Source organism: Sphingobium fontiphilum, from assembly GCF_014196635.1.
Classification (GTDB): domain Bacteria; phylum Pseudomonadota; class Alphaproteobacteria; order Sphingomonadales; family Sphingomonadaceae; genus Sphingobium; species Sphingobium fontiphilum.
In genome coordinates, this window is sequence record NZ_JACIEB010000001.1 from 575783 (window position 1) to 591665 (window position 15883).

13 protein-coding genes are annotated in these 15883 nt (G+C 67.3%); 4 read left to right on the forward strand and 9 right to left on the reverse strand.

Going from position 1 to position 15883, the window contains the following annotated elements; all coding sequences use genetic code 11:
* Positions 1-62 precede the first annotated feature (62 nt).
* Positions 63-734, forward strand: coding sequence for a transcriptional repressor LexA (lexA, locus tag GGR44_RS02630; protein WP_183953866.1), 672 nt, complete (start codon positions 63-65; stop codon positions 732-734).
* On the opposite strand, the gene GGR44_RS02635 is transcribed toward lexA, so the two are convergent.
* Positions 725-2821: a ComEC/Rec2 family competence protein gene (locus GGR44_RS02635; protein WP_246344274.1), complete on the reverse strand. Its 2097-nt coding sequence runs from the start codon at positions 2819-2821 to the stop codon at positions 725-727. The two genes, lexA and GGR44_RS02635, sit on opposite strands and share 10 nt — an antisense overlap.
* 96 nt (positions 2822-2917) lie before the next feature.
* Here GGR44_RS02635 and gltX point away from each other — a divergent pair, with 96 nt between their 5' ends.
* Together gltX and GGR44_RS02645 are read left to right on the forward strand one after the other, a co-directional pair.
* A complete protein-coding gene (gltX, locus tag GGR44_RS02640; RefSeq protein ID WP_183953868.1) occupies positions 2918-4363 on the forward strand; it encodes a glutamate--tRNA ligase in 1446 nt (481 codons plus the stop codon).
* An 11-nt stretch (positions 4364-4374) separates the two neighbouring features.
* The gene (locus GGR44_RS02645; protein ID WP_183953869.1) at positions 4375-5661 is read left to right on the forward strand and encodes a citrate synthase; all 1287 of its coding nucleotides are present in this window, start codon (positions 4375-4377) and stop codon (positions 5659-5661) included.
* Positions 5662-5907: 246 nt separating this feature from the next.
* Here GGR44_RS02645 and GGR44_RS02650 read toward each other — a convergent pair whose 3' ends face one another.
* The 4 genes from GGR44_RS02650 to GGR44_RS02665 form a co-directional block, all read right to left on the reverse strand.
* Positions 5908-7308 (reverse strand): ATP-binding protein, encoded by a 1401-nt coding sequence (locus GGR44_RS02650; RefSeq protein ID WP_183953870.1) that lies wholly within the window; start codon positions 7306-7308, stop codon positions 5908-5910.
* Positions 7305-8393: a hypothetical protein gene (locus tag GGR44_RS02655; protein WP_183953871.1), complete on the reverse strand. Its 1089-nt coding sequence runs from the start codon at positions 8391-8393 to the stop codon at positions 7305-7307. Before GGR44_RS02655 ends, GGR44_RS02650 begins: the two co-directional genes overlap by 4 nt.
* A gap of 95 nt (positions 8394-8488) precedes the next feature.
* Positions 8489-9658: a hypothetical protein gene (locus GGR44_RS02660; protein ID WP_183953872.1), complete on the reverse strand. Its 1170-nt coding sequence runs from the start codon at positions 9656-9658 to the stop codon at positions 8489-8491.
* An 82-nt stretch (positions 9659-9740) separates the two neighbouring features.
* The gene (locus tag GGR44_RS02665) at positions 9741-10043 is read right to left on the reverse strand and encodes an Hpt domain-containing protein (protein ID WP_183953873.1); all 303 of its coding nucleotides are present in this window, start codon (positions 10041-10043) and stop codon (positions 9741-9743) included.
* Positions 10044-10123: 80 nt separating this feature from the next.
* Between GGR44_RS02665 and GGR44_RS02670 the strand changes: the two genes are divergently transcribed.
* Entirely contained in the window at positions 10124-12718 is a 2595-nt protein-coding gene (locus GGR44_RS02670; RefSeq protein ID WP_183953874.1) for a coiled-coil domain-containing protein, read from the forward strand.
* A gap of 7 nt (positions 12719-12725) precedes the next feature.
* Here the strand turns inward: GGR44_RS02670 and aac(6') are convergent, their stop codons facing one another.
* Genes aac(6') through GGR44_RS02690 form a run of 4 tightly spaced genes read right to left on the reverse strand, consistent with a single transcriptional unit; the run spans position 12726 to position 15878 of the window.
* The gene (gene aac(6'), locus GGR44_RS02675; RefSeq protein ID WP_183953875.1) at positions 12726-13184 is read right to left on the reverse strand and encodes an aminoglycoside 6'-N-acetyltransferase; all 459 of its coding nucleotides are present in this window, start codon (positions 13182-13184) and stop codon (positions 12726-12728) included.
* Entirely contained in the window at positions 13181-13450 is a 270-nt protein-coding gene (locus GGR44_RS02680) for a DUF1467 family protein (protein ID WP_183953876.1), read from the reverse strand. Before GGR44_RS02680 ends, aac(6') begins: the two co-directional genes overlap by 4 nt.
* An 11-nt stretch (positions 13451-13461) precedes the next feature.
* Positions 13462-15099, reverse strand: a complete 1638-nt coding sequence (locus tag GGR44_RS02685) for a ribonuclease J (RefSeq protein WP_183953877.1) — start codon at positions 15097-15099, stop codon at positions 13462-13464.
* A complete protein-coding gene (locus GGR44_RS02690) occupies positions 15099-15878 on the reverse strand; it encodes a type III pantothenate kinase (protein WP_183953878.1) in 780 nt (259 codons plus the stop codon). Before GGR44_RS02690 ends, GGR44_RS02685 begins: the two co-directional genes overlap by 1 nt.
* Between the last annotated feature and the right edge of the window lie 5 nt (positions 15879-15883).

A 15883-nucleotide genomic window follows, 5' to 3' on the forward strand; every position in this document is an offset into this window, starting at 1 on the left:
GACAAATATCGCCTTCGTTTCCTATACGTTCCCCATCCGTTCCTTAACCCGGGGATAAGGCGATGTTGACGCCCAAACAGCAGGAATTGCTCCGCTTCATTCAAGACCGTCTGGAAAAGGACGGCGTGTCGCCCTCGTTCGAGGAGATGAAGGACGCGCTCGACCTGCGTTCCAAATCGGGCATCCACCGGCTCATCAACGCGCTGGAGGAACGCGGCTTCATCCGCCGCCTGCCCAACCGCGCCCGCGCGCTGGAGGTGATGAAGCTGCCCGAAGCCATCGGCCGCGCCGCCCGGCCCTCGCCAAAGGCCGCGCCGCAACCGCCGCGCGCCCTGCCCGTCGCCGCCAACGACGTCATCGAAATCCCCCTCCACGGCCGCATCGCCGCCGGCGTCCCGATCGAGGCGCTGGAGGGCACGGCCATGCTCTCCGTCCCTGCCGCGCTCTTGGGCTCGGGCGATCATTATGCGCTGGAGGTGGCGGGCGATTCCATGGCGGAAGCGGGCATTTTGGACGGCGACTTCGCCCTCATCCAGCGGACCGACGTGGCGCGGGAGGGGCAGATCGTCGTTGCCCTGATCGACGATATGGAGGCGACGCTCAAATATTTCCGCCGCGAAGGGGCAAAGGTCCGCCTCGACCCCGCCAACAGCGCCTATCAGCCGCAATATTATGATCCGCGCCAGGTCCGCATTCAGGGCAAGCTCGCCGGCCTGCTGCGCCGCTACAACTGACCGGGCCGGGGCGCGCGCCCCGGTCGCCGCACGATCCACGGATGCCGGTCGCCCGGGCGCCACACCTGGACGATCTTGCGCCCCGCCAGCGTGATCGCCACCCCGCCGCTGCGCGCCAGCGTCCGCCGATCGAGCTTCAGCCAGCGCGGGCGGCAGGCGCGCGGCAAAGTCCGGTCGCTCACCACAATATCCGCCACCGCGCATTCCGCCCGCAAACGCGCCATCGGCACCATCCCGCCGCTGCGCGTCGCCAGCAGCCGCATCGCCCCGTCGCGGCCCAGCGCCACCGCGCACAGATCGCCATCGCACCGCGCTTGGCGCAAATCCGCCATCGCCGCCAGCACGCCATCATATCCCGCACTTTCCGCCATCATGTTGCGCACATATTCGCCCGCCCCCGGCCGCAACGTCGCCATGCCGCCGCCGGGCAGGCGCAGCGCCACATGCCGCCCGTCGCCAGTCACGATCACATCGGGCGGCGGCGTCAACGCCACGACGGCCATCGCAACCGCCACCGGCGCGATTCCCCACCACCGCACCCGCCCCTTCCACAGCAACAGCCACAATCCGCCCGCCACGATGACCGCAAACAGACCCGCGCCAAAAGCCGGGGCCATCACCACCGCCATCGGGCTGGCCGACACATGATGCGCCACCCACAGCAACAGGCCCAGCGCCCGCTCCACCACCCACCATGCCGGCGCGCCCGCCCCCACCCCGTCCATCGCCAGCGCCAATGCCTCGAACGGCATCACCACAAAGGTGGTCAGCGGGATGGCGATCAGGTTGGCGAGCGCGCCCAGCATCCCGGCCTGATGAAAATGAAACAGCGCAATAGGCATCAGCGCCAGTTCCACCGCCACCCCAGTGAGCAGCAGCGCCGCCATCGCCCGCCCGCCCCGGCGCCACCACGGCTCGTCCCGCGCCATCGCAAAGGCGCGAAAGGCCGGCAGTTCGCCCAGCGCCACCAGCGCCATGACGGCGGCAAAGCTCATCTGGAAACTCGGTCCCACCACCGCTTCGGGCCAGAAAAGCAGCACGATGAGCGCGCCGGTCGCCACCAGCCGCAGCGTGATCGCCTCCCGCCCCATCGCCATCGCGCCCAGCACCAGCAGCGCGGCGATGCACGACCGCACCGTCGGCACCTCCGCTCCGGTCAGCAGCGTATAGCCAACGCCGCCCAGCGCGCCCGCGCCCGCCGCGATCATCATCAACGGCCAGTGCAGCGCCGCCCGCTGGCTGAGGGCCGCCAGCCGTAGCACCATGAAAATGATCGCACCAACCAGCGCCGTCACATGCAGGCCGCTGATGGACAGCAGGTGCGCCAGACCGCTGCGCCGCATCGCCTCGGCATCCGCCTCGGCAATCGCGCCCTGATCGCCGGTGGCCAGCGCGACGGCGATGCCCGCCTGTGGCCCGGCGACGCGCTCACGCACATGCGCCGACAATCGCGCGCGCAGACCCGCCCCGCCATGGGCCGCCTCCACCACCTCCACCGGGGCCAGCGCACGCCCGGTCGCGCCGATCCCCTGAAAATAGGCGCGCTGCGCAAAATCATAGGCCCCCGGCACGGCGGGCGGCGCGGGCGGCATCAACCGCGCCCGCGCCCTGATCCGCGCGCCCTTGCCCAGCCCCGCGGGAACATCCCCCATCGCGATATTTAACCGCACACGCCCTGGCAGGTCCGGCCGCCCGACCGGCTCAACCATTACCCGCACCATGGCGTCGGCAGGCCGCTCGGCCAGCGACAGCACCCGCCCGTCGACCAAAGTGAACACAGGCCGCGCCAGCGGCGGCTCGCCCAGCGCCAGCGCCTTGCCCCAGATCAGCAGGCATCCGCAGCACGCCAGCAAGCCGCCCGCCACCATCATGCCGCCGATCCGCTTGCCCCCCAGCGCCCATTGCCCGACCGCCCCCAGCAACAGCGCGACCAGACAGACGCACAGCCAGCCGGTCGGCCCGGGCAGCGCAAACCAGGCGGCAATCCCTACCCCCAATCCCACCGGCGCCCAAAGCGCCACCTGATCGCGCTCCGCCTCCAGCCAGCCTTCCACCCTTCCCAGCAGGGGCGAGGCAAACTGTCCCATCCTCCCACCAACGGAGGTTTGTCGTGGCTCAAAAGCCATGCTAGGGGGCGTCAAATTCATGGGTCGAACCAAAGACAAGATTGAGGAATTAGCTTGGTGAGTGCAACCGGAAGCAAGCAGAAGGTCGTAACCCGGTTCGCGCCCTCTCCCACCGGATATTTGCACATTGGCGGCGCCCGCACCGCGCTTTTCAACTGGCTCTATGCCCGCCACCATGGCGGAACCTTCCTGTTGCGGATCGAAGATACCGACCGCGCCCGCTCGACCGACGAAGCCGTCGCCGCGATCTTCGACGGCCTCGAATGGCTTGGCCTGCTGGGCGACGAACCGGCCGTGTTCCAGTTCGCCCGCACGCCCCGCCACGCAGATGTCGCGCACCAGATGCTGGCGCAGGGCCACGCCTATAAATGTTTTGCGACGCCAGAAGAACTGGCGGAATTGCGCGAACAGCAGCGCGCGGCGAAGCTGCCCATGCGCTACGACGGCCGCTGGCGCGACCGCGATCCGCAGGAAGCGCCCGAAGGCGCGCCCTATGTCATCCGGCTGAAGGCCCCGCGCGAGGGCGAAACGGCGATCGAGGATGCGGTGCAGGGCCGCGTCGTCGTGCAGAATGCCGAACTGGACGACATGATCCTGCTGCGGTCGGACGGCACGCCCACCTATATGCTGGCCGTGGTGGTCGACGATCATGACATGGGCGTCACCCATGTCATTCGCGGCGACGACCATCTCAACAACGCCTTCCGCCAGCTTTGCATCTATCGCGCCATGGGCTGGGAAGAGCCGGTCTATGGCCATATCCCGCTGATCCACGGCGCGGACGGAGCGAAGTTGTCCAAACGTCACGGCGCGCTGGGCGTCGACGCCTATCGCGACGAAATGGGCTTCCTGCCCGAAGCGGTGGTCAATTATCTGCTGCGCCTGGGCTGGGGCCATGGGGACGAGGAGATCATCTCGCGCGAACGGGCCATCGAACTGTTCGACATTGGCGGCGTCGGCCGCTCGCCCTCGCGCTTCGACTTCAAGAAGCTGGAAAATCTTAACGGCCATTATCTGCGGGAAGCCGACGACGCCCGCCTCGCCGCGCTGGTCGCCCCCCGCGTCGCCACCCGCATGGGGATCGCCCTGCCCGATGGCGCGGCCGCACTGCTGACGGCGGCCATGCCCTCGCTCAAGCCGCGCGCGAAGACGCTTAACGAAATTGCCGAGGGCGCGGAATTTCTGTTCAAAAATTACCCTCTGGATTTTGACGAGAAGGCATCCGCTCTGCTAGACGACTCGGCGCGTGCGCTGCTGGCCAGAACGGCCGATGCGCTTGCCGCCGCTCCGGTCTGGACGGTGGAAGCCATCGAGGAAAAGATACGCCACGTGGCGGAGGATGCGGGACTGGGACTGGGCAAGATCGCCCAGCCTCTCCGCGCGGCATTGACGGGGCGAACGGTGTCGCCGGGGATTTTCGACGTGCTCTTCCTGCTGGGGCGGGAAGAGAGCTTATCGCGGCTGAACGGCGTGGTGAATGCGCCGGTCGGTTCTGGCAATTGAGGGAGAACAAAATGTCGGATAGCAAGGCCACTTTGACCTTGAATGGGGAGAGCAAGGACTACGCCATCATGGATGGCACCGTCGGTCCGCAGGTTATCGACGTGCGCAAGCTGTATGCGCAAACCGGCATGTTCACCTACGATCCCGGCTTCACCTCCACCGCCAGTTGCGATTCGGGCCTGACCTATATCGACGGCGACGAAGGCGTCCTGCTGCACCGCGGCTATCCCATCGGCCAACTCGCCGAACAGTCCAGCTTCATGGAAGTCAGCTATCTGCTGCTGAACGGGGAACTGCCCTCGAAGGCGGAACTGGACGAATTCACCCGCACGATCACGCGCCACACCATGGTGCATGAACAGCTCACGACCTTCTATCGCGGTTTCCGCCGCGACGCGCACCCCATGGCCATCATGTGCGGCGTGGTCGGCGCGCTGTCGGCCTTCTACCATGACTCGACCGACATCAACGATCCGGTGCAGCGCAAGATCGCCAGCCACCGCCTGATCGCCAAGATGCCGACGATCGCGGCCATGGCGTATAAATATTCGGCGGGTCAGCCCTTCGTCTATCCGCGCAACGACCTGTCCTACACCGCCAATTTCCTGCGCATGACCTTCTCGGTCCCGGCGGAGGAATATGTCCCCGATCCGGTGATCGTCGATGCGATGGACAAGATCTTCATCCTGCACGCCGACCATGAACAGAACGCATCGACTTCGACCGTTCGCCTCGCCGGTTCGTCGGGCGCCAACCCCTTCGCCTGCATCGCGGCGGGCATCGCCTGCCTGTGGGGTCCGGCCCATGGGGGCGCCAATGAAGCGGCGCTCAACATGCTGCGCGAAATCGGCACGGTCGACCGCATCCCCGAATATATCGCCCGCGCCAAGAACAAGGACGATCCGTTCCGCCTGATGGGCTTTGGCCACCGCGTCTACAAGAATTACGATCCCCGCGCGACCGTGATGCAGAAGACGGCCGAGGACGTCCTACGCGTCATGGGCGTAACCGATCCGATCTTCGACGTCGCCCGCCAGCTTGAAAAGATCGCGCTCAGCGACGAATATTTCATCGAAAAGAAGCTTTTCCCCAACGTCGACTTCTATTCGGGTGTCATCCTGTCGGCCATCGGCTTCCCGACCGAAATGTTCACCGTGCTCTTCGCTCTCGCCCGCACCGTCGGCTGGGTGGCGCAGTGGAACGAAATGATTTCGGACCCCGCGCAGAAGATCGGCCGCCCGCGCCAGCTCTACACCGGCCCGACCCAGCGCGACTATGTCCCCGTCGACAAGCGCTGATCCCGTCGACCAGCCCTGAAACGCAAAAAGGCGGCGCCCCACGGCGTCGCCTTTTTCGTTGTCGGCCTTAACCCCCGTCACCGCGGCCTTGCGCCGGGGTCCAGCTTCCCCCTTTTCGGCCATTGTCCGCTCCGTGAAGCTGAATAACAGCATGGGCGTCTCGATCCGTCTGCAAGCGATCAAAGGGCGATATTCGTCTCTTCGTCATGCTGAACTTGTTTCAGCATCCATTGATCGCCCGCATCTTCACCCTGTCGGCAAACTCAGCGTAAACCGCGCGCCCTGTCCCGGCGCGCTCTCGATGGAAATGTCGCCGCCCATCGCCCGCGCCAACCGTCGGGAGATATAGAGGCCAAGGCCGCTGCCCCCCGCATCGTCGCGGCCCAGCCGTTCGAACTTGTCGAAAATCCTGTCCTGCATGTCGGCGGCGATGCCCGGCCCCTGATCGGCCACCGTCACCCGCGCCTCCGCCTCGTCGCCATCGACGCGCAGCCATATCTGCGACCCGTCGGGCGAATAGCGCACGGCGTTGCCGACCAGGTTGACCAATATCTGGAGCACCCTGCGAAACTCGCCTATGGCGGGCATCGCTTCGTCCATGTCGGGCGGGTCGATGCGGATTTTGCGGTCCAGCGCCCTGACGCCCAGCAATCCTGCCGCCCGCCGCGCCACATCGGCGAGATCGACCTCCTCGCGCGCCACCGCGAAATCGGGCCGATCGATGGCCTGCAAATCGGCGAGATCGTCGATCAGCGCCATCAAATGCCGCCCCGCCGACGCAATGTCGGTCGCATAGCCCGCATAATCGGGGCGCAGCGGCCCGTCCATCTGCGCCGCGATGCTGTCGGCATTGGCGATGATCCGCCCCAACGGCAGGCGCAGCGAGCGATCCAGCCGCCGGCTGAAATCCACGCCCACCATCGGCTCCGCGCCCTCCGCGCCAGTCGCCGCCTCCGCCTCATCGCTGCGATCAGGCGCGGCATGACCGCGATCAGGCGCGGCATGACCGCGATAGCCCATCAAACGCCCCATGGCGTCGAACAGCGGAAAGCCCGACAACAGCACCGCCGCGCCGCCGCCCTGCCGCAAACTGGCATGTTGCCGTTCAAAAGGTTGCCGCCGCGCAAAGGCGCCCAAAATCGCCAGGTCGCCATCGGCGTCGGGCAACAGCGTGAACATCCGGGTAAAGGCCATGCCCGCCACCGGCGCGGGATCGGGGAGCGCCCCGTCCGGCCCTTCGCCCGGCAGACACAGGGTGAAACGCATCGCCGGGTCGACCTGCCATATCCAGCCTTCGGCGCTGGCGGCGAAACTCGCCTGCCGCTCCGCTTCCTCGCCCATGGGACCCGCCGCCGGCCGCTCGCGCCAGTCGACAATGGCCATCGCCACGCCGCCCGCATCGGGGCGCGCGCGGACCCACATGTCGACATCATGGGTAAGGCCCGCCGCGACCACCGGCCGCGACACCATGATGCCCAGTCGCGTGACCAGCCGCGCCACCGCCGCCAGTGCGGGCACCGCCAGCATCTCGCCCAGCGCGCCGCCCGCCTCGCGCTGCAACGCCAATATCGGCGCGTCCGCGCTTATCAACCGGCCATCGGCGGCCACGCTCGCGCGCAAAATGGCGGGGTGCGCGTTCATGTTCACGGCCGCGCCAGCCGCGCGATCTGCGCCAGCCCTTCGCGCAAGGGGGCGGCCACCCGCAGCATCGCCACCACCGCATCCGCCTCCGCAGCGGTCAACGCCGCATAACGCTCCGTCTCGCTCAGGATCATCGCATCGCCCAGCGCCGGGCGCACCGGCCGCAGCGCCATCAGCATCAGCCCATAGTCCGCCGGACCGCCGCCAATGGCATGGCACAGCGCCGCCACCTGCAACAGAGGCCCATCGACCAGCGCCGCCATCACCACGGGCGTCGGCAGGCGCAATCGCCGCGCCGCCAGCGCCCCGAACAACAGAAACCGCCGCTGCTCCAGCGCCCGGCCCAGCAAGGTCGGTTCATCCGCCTGCGCGCCCGCCATCCGCACCAGCCGGTCGGCCAGCCCCAGCGCGCCCGCGCCTTCGTCGTGCCGCGCCAGCATAGCCGCTCCGGCGGCGTCCACCGCCTCCAATATGTTGTCCACCGCCGCGGTCCCGGCGCGGATCATCGCCGCGCACAGCGATGCCGCCGCAATCCAGACCAGTTCGGCAAAATATTCGGCGGGCATGTCCGGCTTGATGGGGCCATCCTGCAACCCCGGCGCCGCCCATCGCCCCTCGGCCATCGCCAGCGCGGCGGCGCAATCGGCCAGATCGGGCTCCCCGCCCGCGGAAAAATCGGCAGGCTCGCTCACGCCCGCATCCATGTCGCCCGGCGCGCCCTGCTGCCGCAGCAACAGCCCCAGCCCCGCGCGCAGCCGCATATGCGCGACCAGTTCAGGCCCCATCAGCGCGGGATGCGCGCTCAGCGTCGTCCATCCCACAGCGTCGGGCATTGGTCCCAGCGCCCCTGCCAAAGCGGGCGCCTGCGCCAATATCCGCCGCAAATCCATTTCCACCCACGCAAGGCACCCGGCCAGTTGCCGCCGGGTCTCCACCACCAGCCGGTCGGACCAATCGCCGCCTTCGACCGGGAACAGCCGGGCCAGATCGACCGCATGGCGCACGGGCGCCGCCGACACGCCGGCCGCGATGGATGTCGTCGGCCAGTCGTCGGCCAGCATCATCGACAAGGGAGACGAAGCGGCGCTCATGCCCGGCACCATAGGTCGACGTCCTTAACATGCGCTAAACCTCGGCGCTCTGCTCAACCCGTCCGCTTTTGGCCGCAAACCGTTGCCAATCGGCGTCAGGCGGCGGGCCGGCGCAACAGCATCGCGCCCAGCGACAGCGTCGCCACCATGATCGCCATCATCACGCCGCGCGCCAGGCTGTCCAGCAAAGACGCGAGCAACAGGAACATCAGCGCGCTGCCCGGCGTGAAGATCATCCACGGCCGCGCCGCCCCCGTGCGGCCCAGCCTGTCGGCAATCAGGATGACGCCCAACAACAGCGCCAGTTGCACGCCGCCCCAGCCGCCATCGGCCAGCGCCATGCCCACCGCCGCCATGATCGGGGTCGCCATCGCCGTCCATCCGTCATTGCGCGGGCGCAGCGACAGCATGTCCAGCCGGTCGGCGGTCAGCCCCAGCATCAGCGCGACGATCAGCATCACCAGCCCCGTCGCCCCCCATGTCAGCTCGATCGGCACCATCGCAATGGCGGCCATGGCGATGGCCGCCACGCGCACCTGCATGGCGGGTATCTGGCTGCGCAGCAACACCGGCGCGATCATGCGCGCAACCGGCGACAGCGCATAATGTTCGAAGCCGCCGTCATGCCCGGCAAGCTGCGGTTCGCCAGCGATAACGGCATGAGCGACCAGCTCGGCATGGCGCTGCCCCTCGACCAGGGCGACGCGCCCTTCGAGTACATCGTCCTGCGACGCGGTGGCGCGCCGCGCGCCCGCCTGCACCGCCGCGCGCACCAGAGTCAGTTCCAGATCCCACTCGCCGATCATGTCCAGCGTGCCGAACAGCAGGTCCGGCGCGATTCGCGCCAGCCCTGCCCAGCGTTGCCCCGCGTCGATCCGCTCGAACGCCGCCGTTGCCCGGCTGTCATCCGCGACCAGCAGCGCATTGCCCTCGCTCTGCGCCATGGCCTCGATATAACCCTGCGCGACAATCATCCCGTCGGCGACCACCAACATGTCCCGGTCGCGCGGCGCGTCGCGGACCAAAGTCACCATGTCGCGGATCAGGCTCACCGAAATCCCGTCGGCGCTCAGCCGGTCGACCGCCTGCGACAGCGCCGGAGTCACCGCCGACACGCGGATCAGCACCTGGCTCGCGCCGGCGCGCGCCGCTTGCCGCGCCTGATATTCGACCAGCGTCTGCCCGGCGAAATGCAGGTTGCCGCGCAATGCGCCCGTCGAATCGGTGGAAGACTTGCACGCGCTCAGCAGTGCCGCGAAAGCCATGGACTATGTCGACCCGATTGTTGGAGTTGCCGCCTTTTCGCAAGGCTGCGCCCGCTGCGCAAGCAAAGCCTTCGCCCGAAGCTCAGCTTTGGCTGAGGCCGTCCAGCGTGGCACGCAACCGGCGCAGGATGCGCGGGTCGCCCGGCGCCGCCCTGGCCGCTTCATCGGCCATCGCCATCAGCCCGGTCAGCCCGAAACTGGCGGCAAGGCCCTTCAGTCGCCAGGCGGCCAGCTCCCAGTTGGCGTCGCACCGTGCCCGCCCGAGCAGATCCAGTTGCCGTTCGGCGCTTTCCATGAAGGCGATCCGCAGATCGCCGATCAACGCGGCGTCCTCGCCGACAGCGGCGGCCAATGCGGCATTCAGGGCACCGGGATCATAGGACATGATGCACGACTTATCGACCAGCCGTTAACGATCCGTAACTTGGCGGTTTTCGCGCCGTGAAAAAATGATAGGGTGGTCCGATGAGCGGGGGCAGCACCATCGTCGAATTCTGGCGAGACGAACAATCCGCCGCGCCGCAGGGCGCGCGCGGGGATGATATTCTCTTATTGAACCAGGCGGTTCTGGATATTGGGGACGATGAAGGCATGAACGGCGTTTCCGCCCGTTTCGTGGCGCGGTTGCGTTGGACCATCGCCGCGCTGGCGGTCGCATGGCTGGGCTTTTGCGTCTGGGCCTATGGCGTCGCCACGCCGCTGACCGCCGCGTCCGACCTGCCGGGCGCGGTCGCGACCCTGTCGGCGCCGCTCATCATGCTGGGCGTCGGCTATCTGCTGCTCGCCCGCAACAGCCGCGCGGAATCGGGCCGCTATCTCGACACCGCGCGCGCCATGCGGACGGAGGGCGACCTGCTGGAACTGCGCCTCGGCCGAATCGCCGACCAGTTGGAGGCCGCGCGCCAGACGATGCAGGATCAGGCCGCCCTGCTCGACAATTATGGGGCCGCCGCCAGCTCCAATATGGAGGCGTCGGCCGAACTCCTCGCCGCCCGCGCCGCCGAAACGGCGGAACGCGCCGCCAGCGCGCAGCGCGCCACCGATGCGCTGGCCGCGCGCATGGATGCGCTGGTCGCCGCCATGCCCGATCTGGAGGATCGCGCCGTCCGCATGGGCACGCAACTGGCAGACAACGGCCATGCCCTCTCCGAACGCCTCGACACGCTGGAGGCGCGCCTGACGGCGCTCACCGAATTGTCGGACGAGGCCCGCTCGCGCACCTTGTCGGCCACGAAAAGCCTGACCGTTCAACTCAAGCAGCTTCAGGAAGAAACCCGCGCCGCCTCAGAGGAAGTCACCGGCCTGTCCGATCTGGCGTCTGGCCGCATCGACCTCGCCCTGCGCGGCGCGCGCGAAGCGATCTCCGTCACCAGCGAGGGGCTGACTGACCAGTCCGACCGTCTGGAGGCGCTGCTGGAACGCGCCCGCACACAAATCGCAGCCATCAGCGCCGACGCCACCGATGGTGCTGACGGACAGATGACCGAGCTCGAAACCCGCCTCACGGTGCTCCTCGACCGCGCCCGGTCCGACGTCGCCGCCATCGCAACCGATGCGTCCGACGGCGCCGCCGGGCAGATGAACGAACTGGAATCCCGCCTCCACGCGCTGCTCGATCGCGCGCGCACGGAGGTCGCCGCCATCGCCGCCGCCTCAGCCGACAGCGCCGACGGGCAGATGCGCGTGGCCGAAGTCCGTCTCGAAGCGCTGCTCGACCGCGCCCGGACCGAAGTCACCGCTATCGGCACACAGGCGGTCAACGGCGCCGTGGAGCAAATGGGCGAGGTCGAAGGCCGCCTGCTGCAACTCAACGCGCTGGTCGAAGGGCAACAGGCGCTGGTCAGCGGCCTCAACGAAACATTGATCGACCGGGTGGAAAGCGCCGAACACCGCTTCGCCAGTTTCGAGGCGGAGGCCATGGCCCGCGCCGGGCGGCTGACCGACGCCATGGGCCGCCTGACCGCCGAGACCATGCGCATCGACGCCGCCCTGGCGCAGGGCGGGCTGACCGCCGAAAAGCTGATCGGTTGCGCCGAAGGGCTGCTGGTCGCGCTCGATTCCAGCGTCCGCGAACTGGATGAAACCTATCCCGCCGCGCTGGAACGCTTCGACGGCCGCATTGGCGATACACGCAACCTGCTGACCGCCATGACGCCGGAATTCGAGCGGCTGGAGGCCATATCGGAATCGCTTGCCGGTCGCGCCGAAGAGAGCGAAGGGCTGATCCGGGGACAGGCCGAACGGCTCGACCACTGGCTGGCAGACACCCAGCGCAGCGTCGCCGCCAGCCTGCAACGGGTCGATGAACTGCGCGCCGGGCTGGACGAAGCGCACGCCAGCAGCACCCGCATCACCGAAAGCGCCGGGCCGATGCTCGTCACCGCCCTGCTGCGCGTCAAGGACACCGCAGATCAGGCCGCCGAACGCGCGCGTCAGGCATTGAGCCGCGCCATTCCCGAAGCCGCCCAGGCCTTGAGCGACACCAGCGGTCAGGCGCTGCAACAGGCGATCGGCCAGCATGTCGCCGAACAGATCGCCAAGGTCGCCACCGTAGCGGAGGAAGCGGTCAAGGCCGCGCAACAGGCCTCCGAGCGCCTCGGCCGACAGCTTTCCGCCATCGATCAGGCCAGCGCCGCCATCGAACAGCGGATCGACGAGCATGAACGCGCATCCGAAGGGCGCGAGCGCGACAATTTCGCCCGCCGCTCCGCCCAACTGATCGAATCGCTCAACAGCACCGCCATCGACGTCGCCAAGATCCTGTCGAACGACGTCACCGACTCATCTTGGTCCGCCTATCTGAAAGGCGACCGGGGCGTCTTCACCCGCCGCGCGGTCAAGCTGCTCGACGCTGGGGAATCGCGTGAAATTGCGCTGCATTATGACGCCGACCCCGAATTTCGCGAGCATGTGAACCGCTACATCCACGATTTCGAAGCGATGCTGCGGATCATCCTGGCGGCGCGCGACGGCAACACGCTGGGCGTCGCCATCCTCTCTTCCGACATGGGCAAACTCTATGTTGCGCTGGCCCAGGCCATCGAACGGCTGCGGCAGTGAAGGGCTGTCAGCTGATCGGTAACCGGAAATAGACGACCCGCTCGGTCTCGGCGAAGCCGACCGCCATGTGGAAGGCATGGCTGGCGACGTTGGCGATGTCGGCGTCCGACGCCATCTCGGTGCAGCCCCTAGCCCGGCCCCAGTCCGCCGCCGCGCGGGTCAGCGCCGCCGCGACGCCGCGCCGCCGCGCATCGGGATCGACATAGACGCCCTCCAGAAAAACGACCGGGCTGGTCTCGCACCCGTTCACATGATCGTGGCGCAGCGCGACTTCCGCAAAGCCGATCACTTCATTCCCGGCGTCGAGCGCCAGCAGCGTGACGCCATTGTCCTGCCGCAGCAGCGCCGATATCTCCGCACGATGCCCGGCGACGGTGTCTTCGGGCCAGAGCGCGGCGCGCATCTGCGCCCAGCGGTCGACATGGTGCGCGTCCGCCACGACAATATGCGGCGCGCCGTCGCTCATGGCGCGGCGCGATATCCCGGCAGCATGTCGACCGTCACCCAGCCCTGGGTGTAATTGGCGTAGTAGAGGCCAAACAGCACCGCCGACAATATCGTCGCGCGGATGGCGACCCGACCAGGGCGGAAATTGCTCGGCGCGCTGTCCGCCTGCCCCTTCACCATCGCCTCGCCCGTCTCATCGGGGGTGCGAATGCCGAACGGCAGGACGATGAAGGCGCTGATCACCCAGAACAGCACATAGATGGCGAGGATGGCGTACCAGTTCATGGGTCAGGCATTTAGGCCCGAATGATCAGCACGTCCACCACCGGCTTTTTGCCGGTCCAGCGGGTCGCGGTGCGCCGCACAGCCAGCCGCACCCGCTCCCGCAGCGCCTCTTGGTCGGACGATCCCTTGGCGGCGGCGGCGGCGGCTTCATCGGCGGCCTCGTCCATAAACGCCGCCTTGTCCTCCTCGACCGGCACGCCCTGCGTCCGCAGCGCCGGGGTTCCGACCACCCGGCCGCGCCCGTCCAGCGCCACGGCCACGCTGATCTGTCCATGCAAGCTGATCTTGCGCCGCTCGTTCATCGTCGCGCCATCCGCGGGCAGGATGACGTCGCCGTCGAGCACCAGCCGCCCGGCCGATTGCCGCCCGACAATCTCCGGCCCGTTGGGGGCCAGACGCAGCACGTCGCCATTCGACTGCACGATGGTCTGCGGCACGCCGCATTCCAATCCAAAACGCGCCTGTTCCGCCATATGCCGCCGCTCGCCATGGACGGGCAGCAATATCTGCGGTCTGATCCACTCATACATGGCGGCCAGTTCCGGGCGACCGGGGTGGCCCGATACATGGACATGCGCCTGGCGGTCGGTCACCATCACCACGCCCGCCGTCGCCAGCGCATTCTGAATGCGACCGATGGCGATTTCATTGCCCGGTATCTGCTTGGACGAAAAGATCACCGTATCGCCCGCCGACAGCTTGATCGGGTGGCTGTCAAACGCGATCCGCGCCAGCGCCGCCCGCGCCTCCCCCTGCCCACCGGTGGCGATGATCATCACCTCGTCGCGGGGCAGGTTCATCACATCGTCCCAATCGACCGTTGGCGGAAAGGCCTTTAGATAGCCCGCCGCCTTCGCGGTCGAAATGATCCGGTCCAGCGACCGTCCGGCCACGCATAGCCGACGTCCGGTCGCCACAGCGACTTCGCCCAGCGTCTGGAGCCGCGCCGCGTTGGACGCGAATGTGGTGACGAGCACTCGCCCGCGCGCCGCCGTCACCGTCTCCATCAGGCCGGTGCGCACATCGCCTTCCGACCCGCTCGCCTGCTCGTTGAACACATTGGTGCTGTCGCACACCAGCGCCAGCACGCCTTCGTCGCCAATCGCGCGCAACTGCTCCGGCGTCGACGGCACGCCCAGTTGCGGCGCCTCGTCCAGCTTCCAGTCGCCGGTGTGGAAAATACGGCCATGGGGCGTGTCGATGACCAGCGCATTGCCCTCGGGAATGGAGTGGGCCAGCGGCACATAGCGAAAGCCGAAGGGGCCAAGGACAAAGCCGCCCTCATTCTCGATCATATGGAGCTTGACCTCCCTGGCCAGTCCTTCCTCCTCCAGCTTCTGCCGGATGAGGCCCGCAGTGAACGGCGTCGCATAGAGCGGCACGCCCAGGTCCGCGGCCAGATAGGGGATGGCGCCGATATGGTCCTCATGCCCATGGGTCAGCACGATGCCTAGCAGGTCGTCGCGCCGCTCCTCGATGAAGCCAAGGTCGGGCAGCACCAGTTCGACACCGGGATAGGCCGGATCGGCAAAGGTGAGGCCAAGGTCGACCATCACCCATTTGCCGTTACAGCCATAAAGATTGACGTTCATGCCAATCTCCCCCGACCCGCCAAGGGCAAGGAAAATCAGCTCATTTCCCGGTATCATCAGTTTTTCAAACTCCGTTGATACAATAACGACAGACCCGTTATTGTCAGGTCCGGCGCGATCGCGTCGAATATGCTGCTATGTTCGTCGAACAATACGGCAAGGCCGCCGGTGGAAATCACCCGCGCCGGGCGGCCGATTTCGGCGCGCATCCGCGCCACCAGCCCCTCCATCATCGCGACATAGCCCCAGAAGACGCCGATATGCATTTGCGCTTCGGTGGTGCGGCCGATGACAGACCGGCTTTCGGGCGGCGCGATGGCGATCTTGGGCAGCTTGGCCGCCGCCGCCACCAGCGCGTCGAGCGACAGGTTGATGCCCGGCGCAATGATGCCGCCCTTGTAAGCGCCGCCATAGTCAACCACGTCGAATGTCGTCGCCGTACCGAAATCGATGACGATCAGGTCGCCGTCATACAGATGATGGGCCGCAATCGCGTTGATCACCCGGTCCGCCCCTACGGAAGAAGGCTGCTCGACATCCAGTTCGATGCCCCATTCGACCGGCGCCTGCCCGGCGACCAGCGCGGTCACCCTGAAATATTTTTCGGACAAGACCTGAAGATTGTGGAGCGCGCGCGGCACCACCGTGGCGATCATCACCGCGTCCACATCAGCCATGGCATAGCCTTCCAGGCTCAGCAACTGGAACAACCAGACGGCATATTCGTCGGCCGTGCGCCGCGGGTCGGTCGCTATGCGCCAGCGCGCGACAATATCCCGCTCGCGCAGCAGCGCGAAAACCACATTGGTGTTGCCCGCATCAATGGCGAGAAGCATGGCCC

Excerpts from the sequence above, each read along its gene's own strand:
- GGR44_RS02685 (WP_183953877.1), bottom strand. The coding sequence starts at position 15,099 with ATGATACCGGGAAATGAGCTGATTTTCCTTGCCCTTGGCGGGTCGGGG.
- GGR44_RS02660 (WP_183953872.1), bottom strand. The coding sequence starts at position 9,658 with ATGGCTTTCGCGGCACTGCTGAGCGCGTGCAAGTCTTCCACCGATTCG.
- GGR44_RS02680 (WP_183953876.1), bottom strand. The coding sequence starts at position 13,450 with ATGAACTGGTACGCCATCCTCGCCATCTATGTGCTGTTCTGGGTGATC.
- GGR44_RS02665 (WP_183953873.1), bottom strand. The coding sequence starts at position 10,043 with ATGTCCTATGATCCCGGTGCCCTGAATGCCGCATTGGCCGCCGCTGTC.
- lexA (WP_183953866.1), top strand. The coding sequence starts at position 63 with ATGTTGACGCCCAAACAGCAGGAATTGCTCCGCTTCATTCAAGACCGT.
- GGR44_RS02690 (WP_183953878.1), bottom strand. The coding sequence starts at position 15,878 with ATGCTTCTCGCCATTGATGCGGGCAACACCAATGTGGTTTTCGCGCTG.
- GGR44_RS02635 (WP_246344274.1), bottom strand. The coding sequence starts at position 2,821 with ATGGGACAGTTTGCCTCGCCCCTGCTGGGAAGGGTGGAAGGCTGGCTG.
- GGR44_RS02670 (WP_183953874.1), top strand. The coding sequence starts at position 10,124 with ATGAGCGGGGGCAGCACCATCGTCGAATTCTGGCGAGACGAACAATCC.
- GGR44_RS02645 (WP_183953869.1), top strand. The coding sequence starts at position 4,375 with ATGTCGGATAGCAAGGCCACTTTGACCTTGAATGGGGAGAGCAAGGAC.
- GGR44_RS02655 (WP_183953871.1), bottom strand. The coding sequence starts at position 8,393 with ATGAGCGCCGCTTCGTCTCCCTTGTCGATGATGCTGGCCGACGACTGG.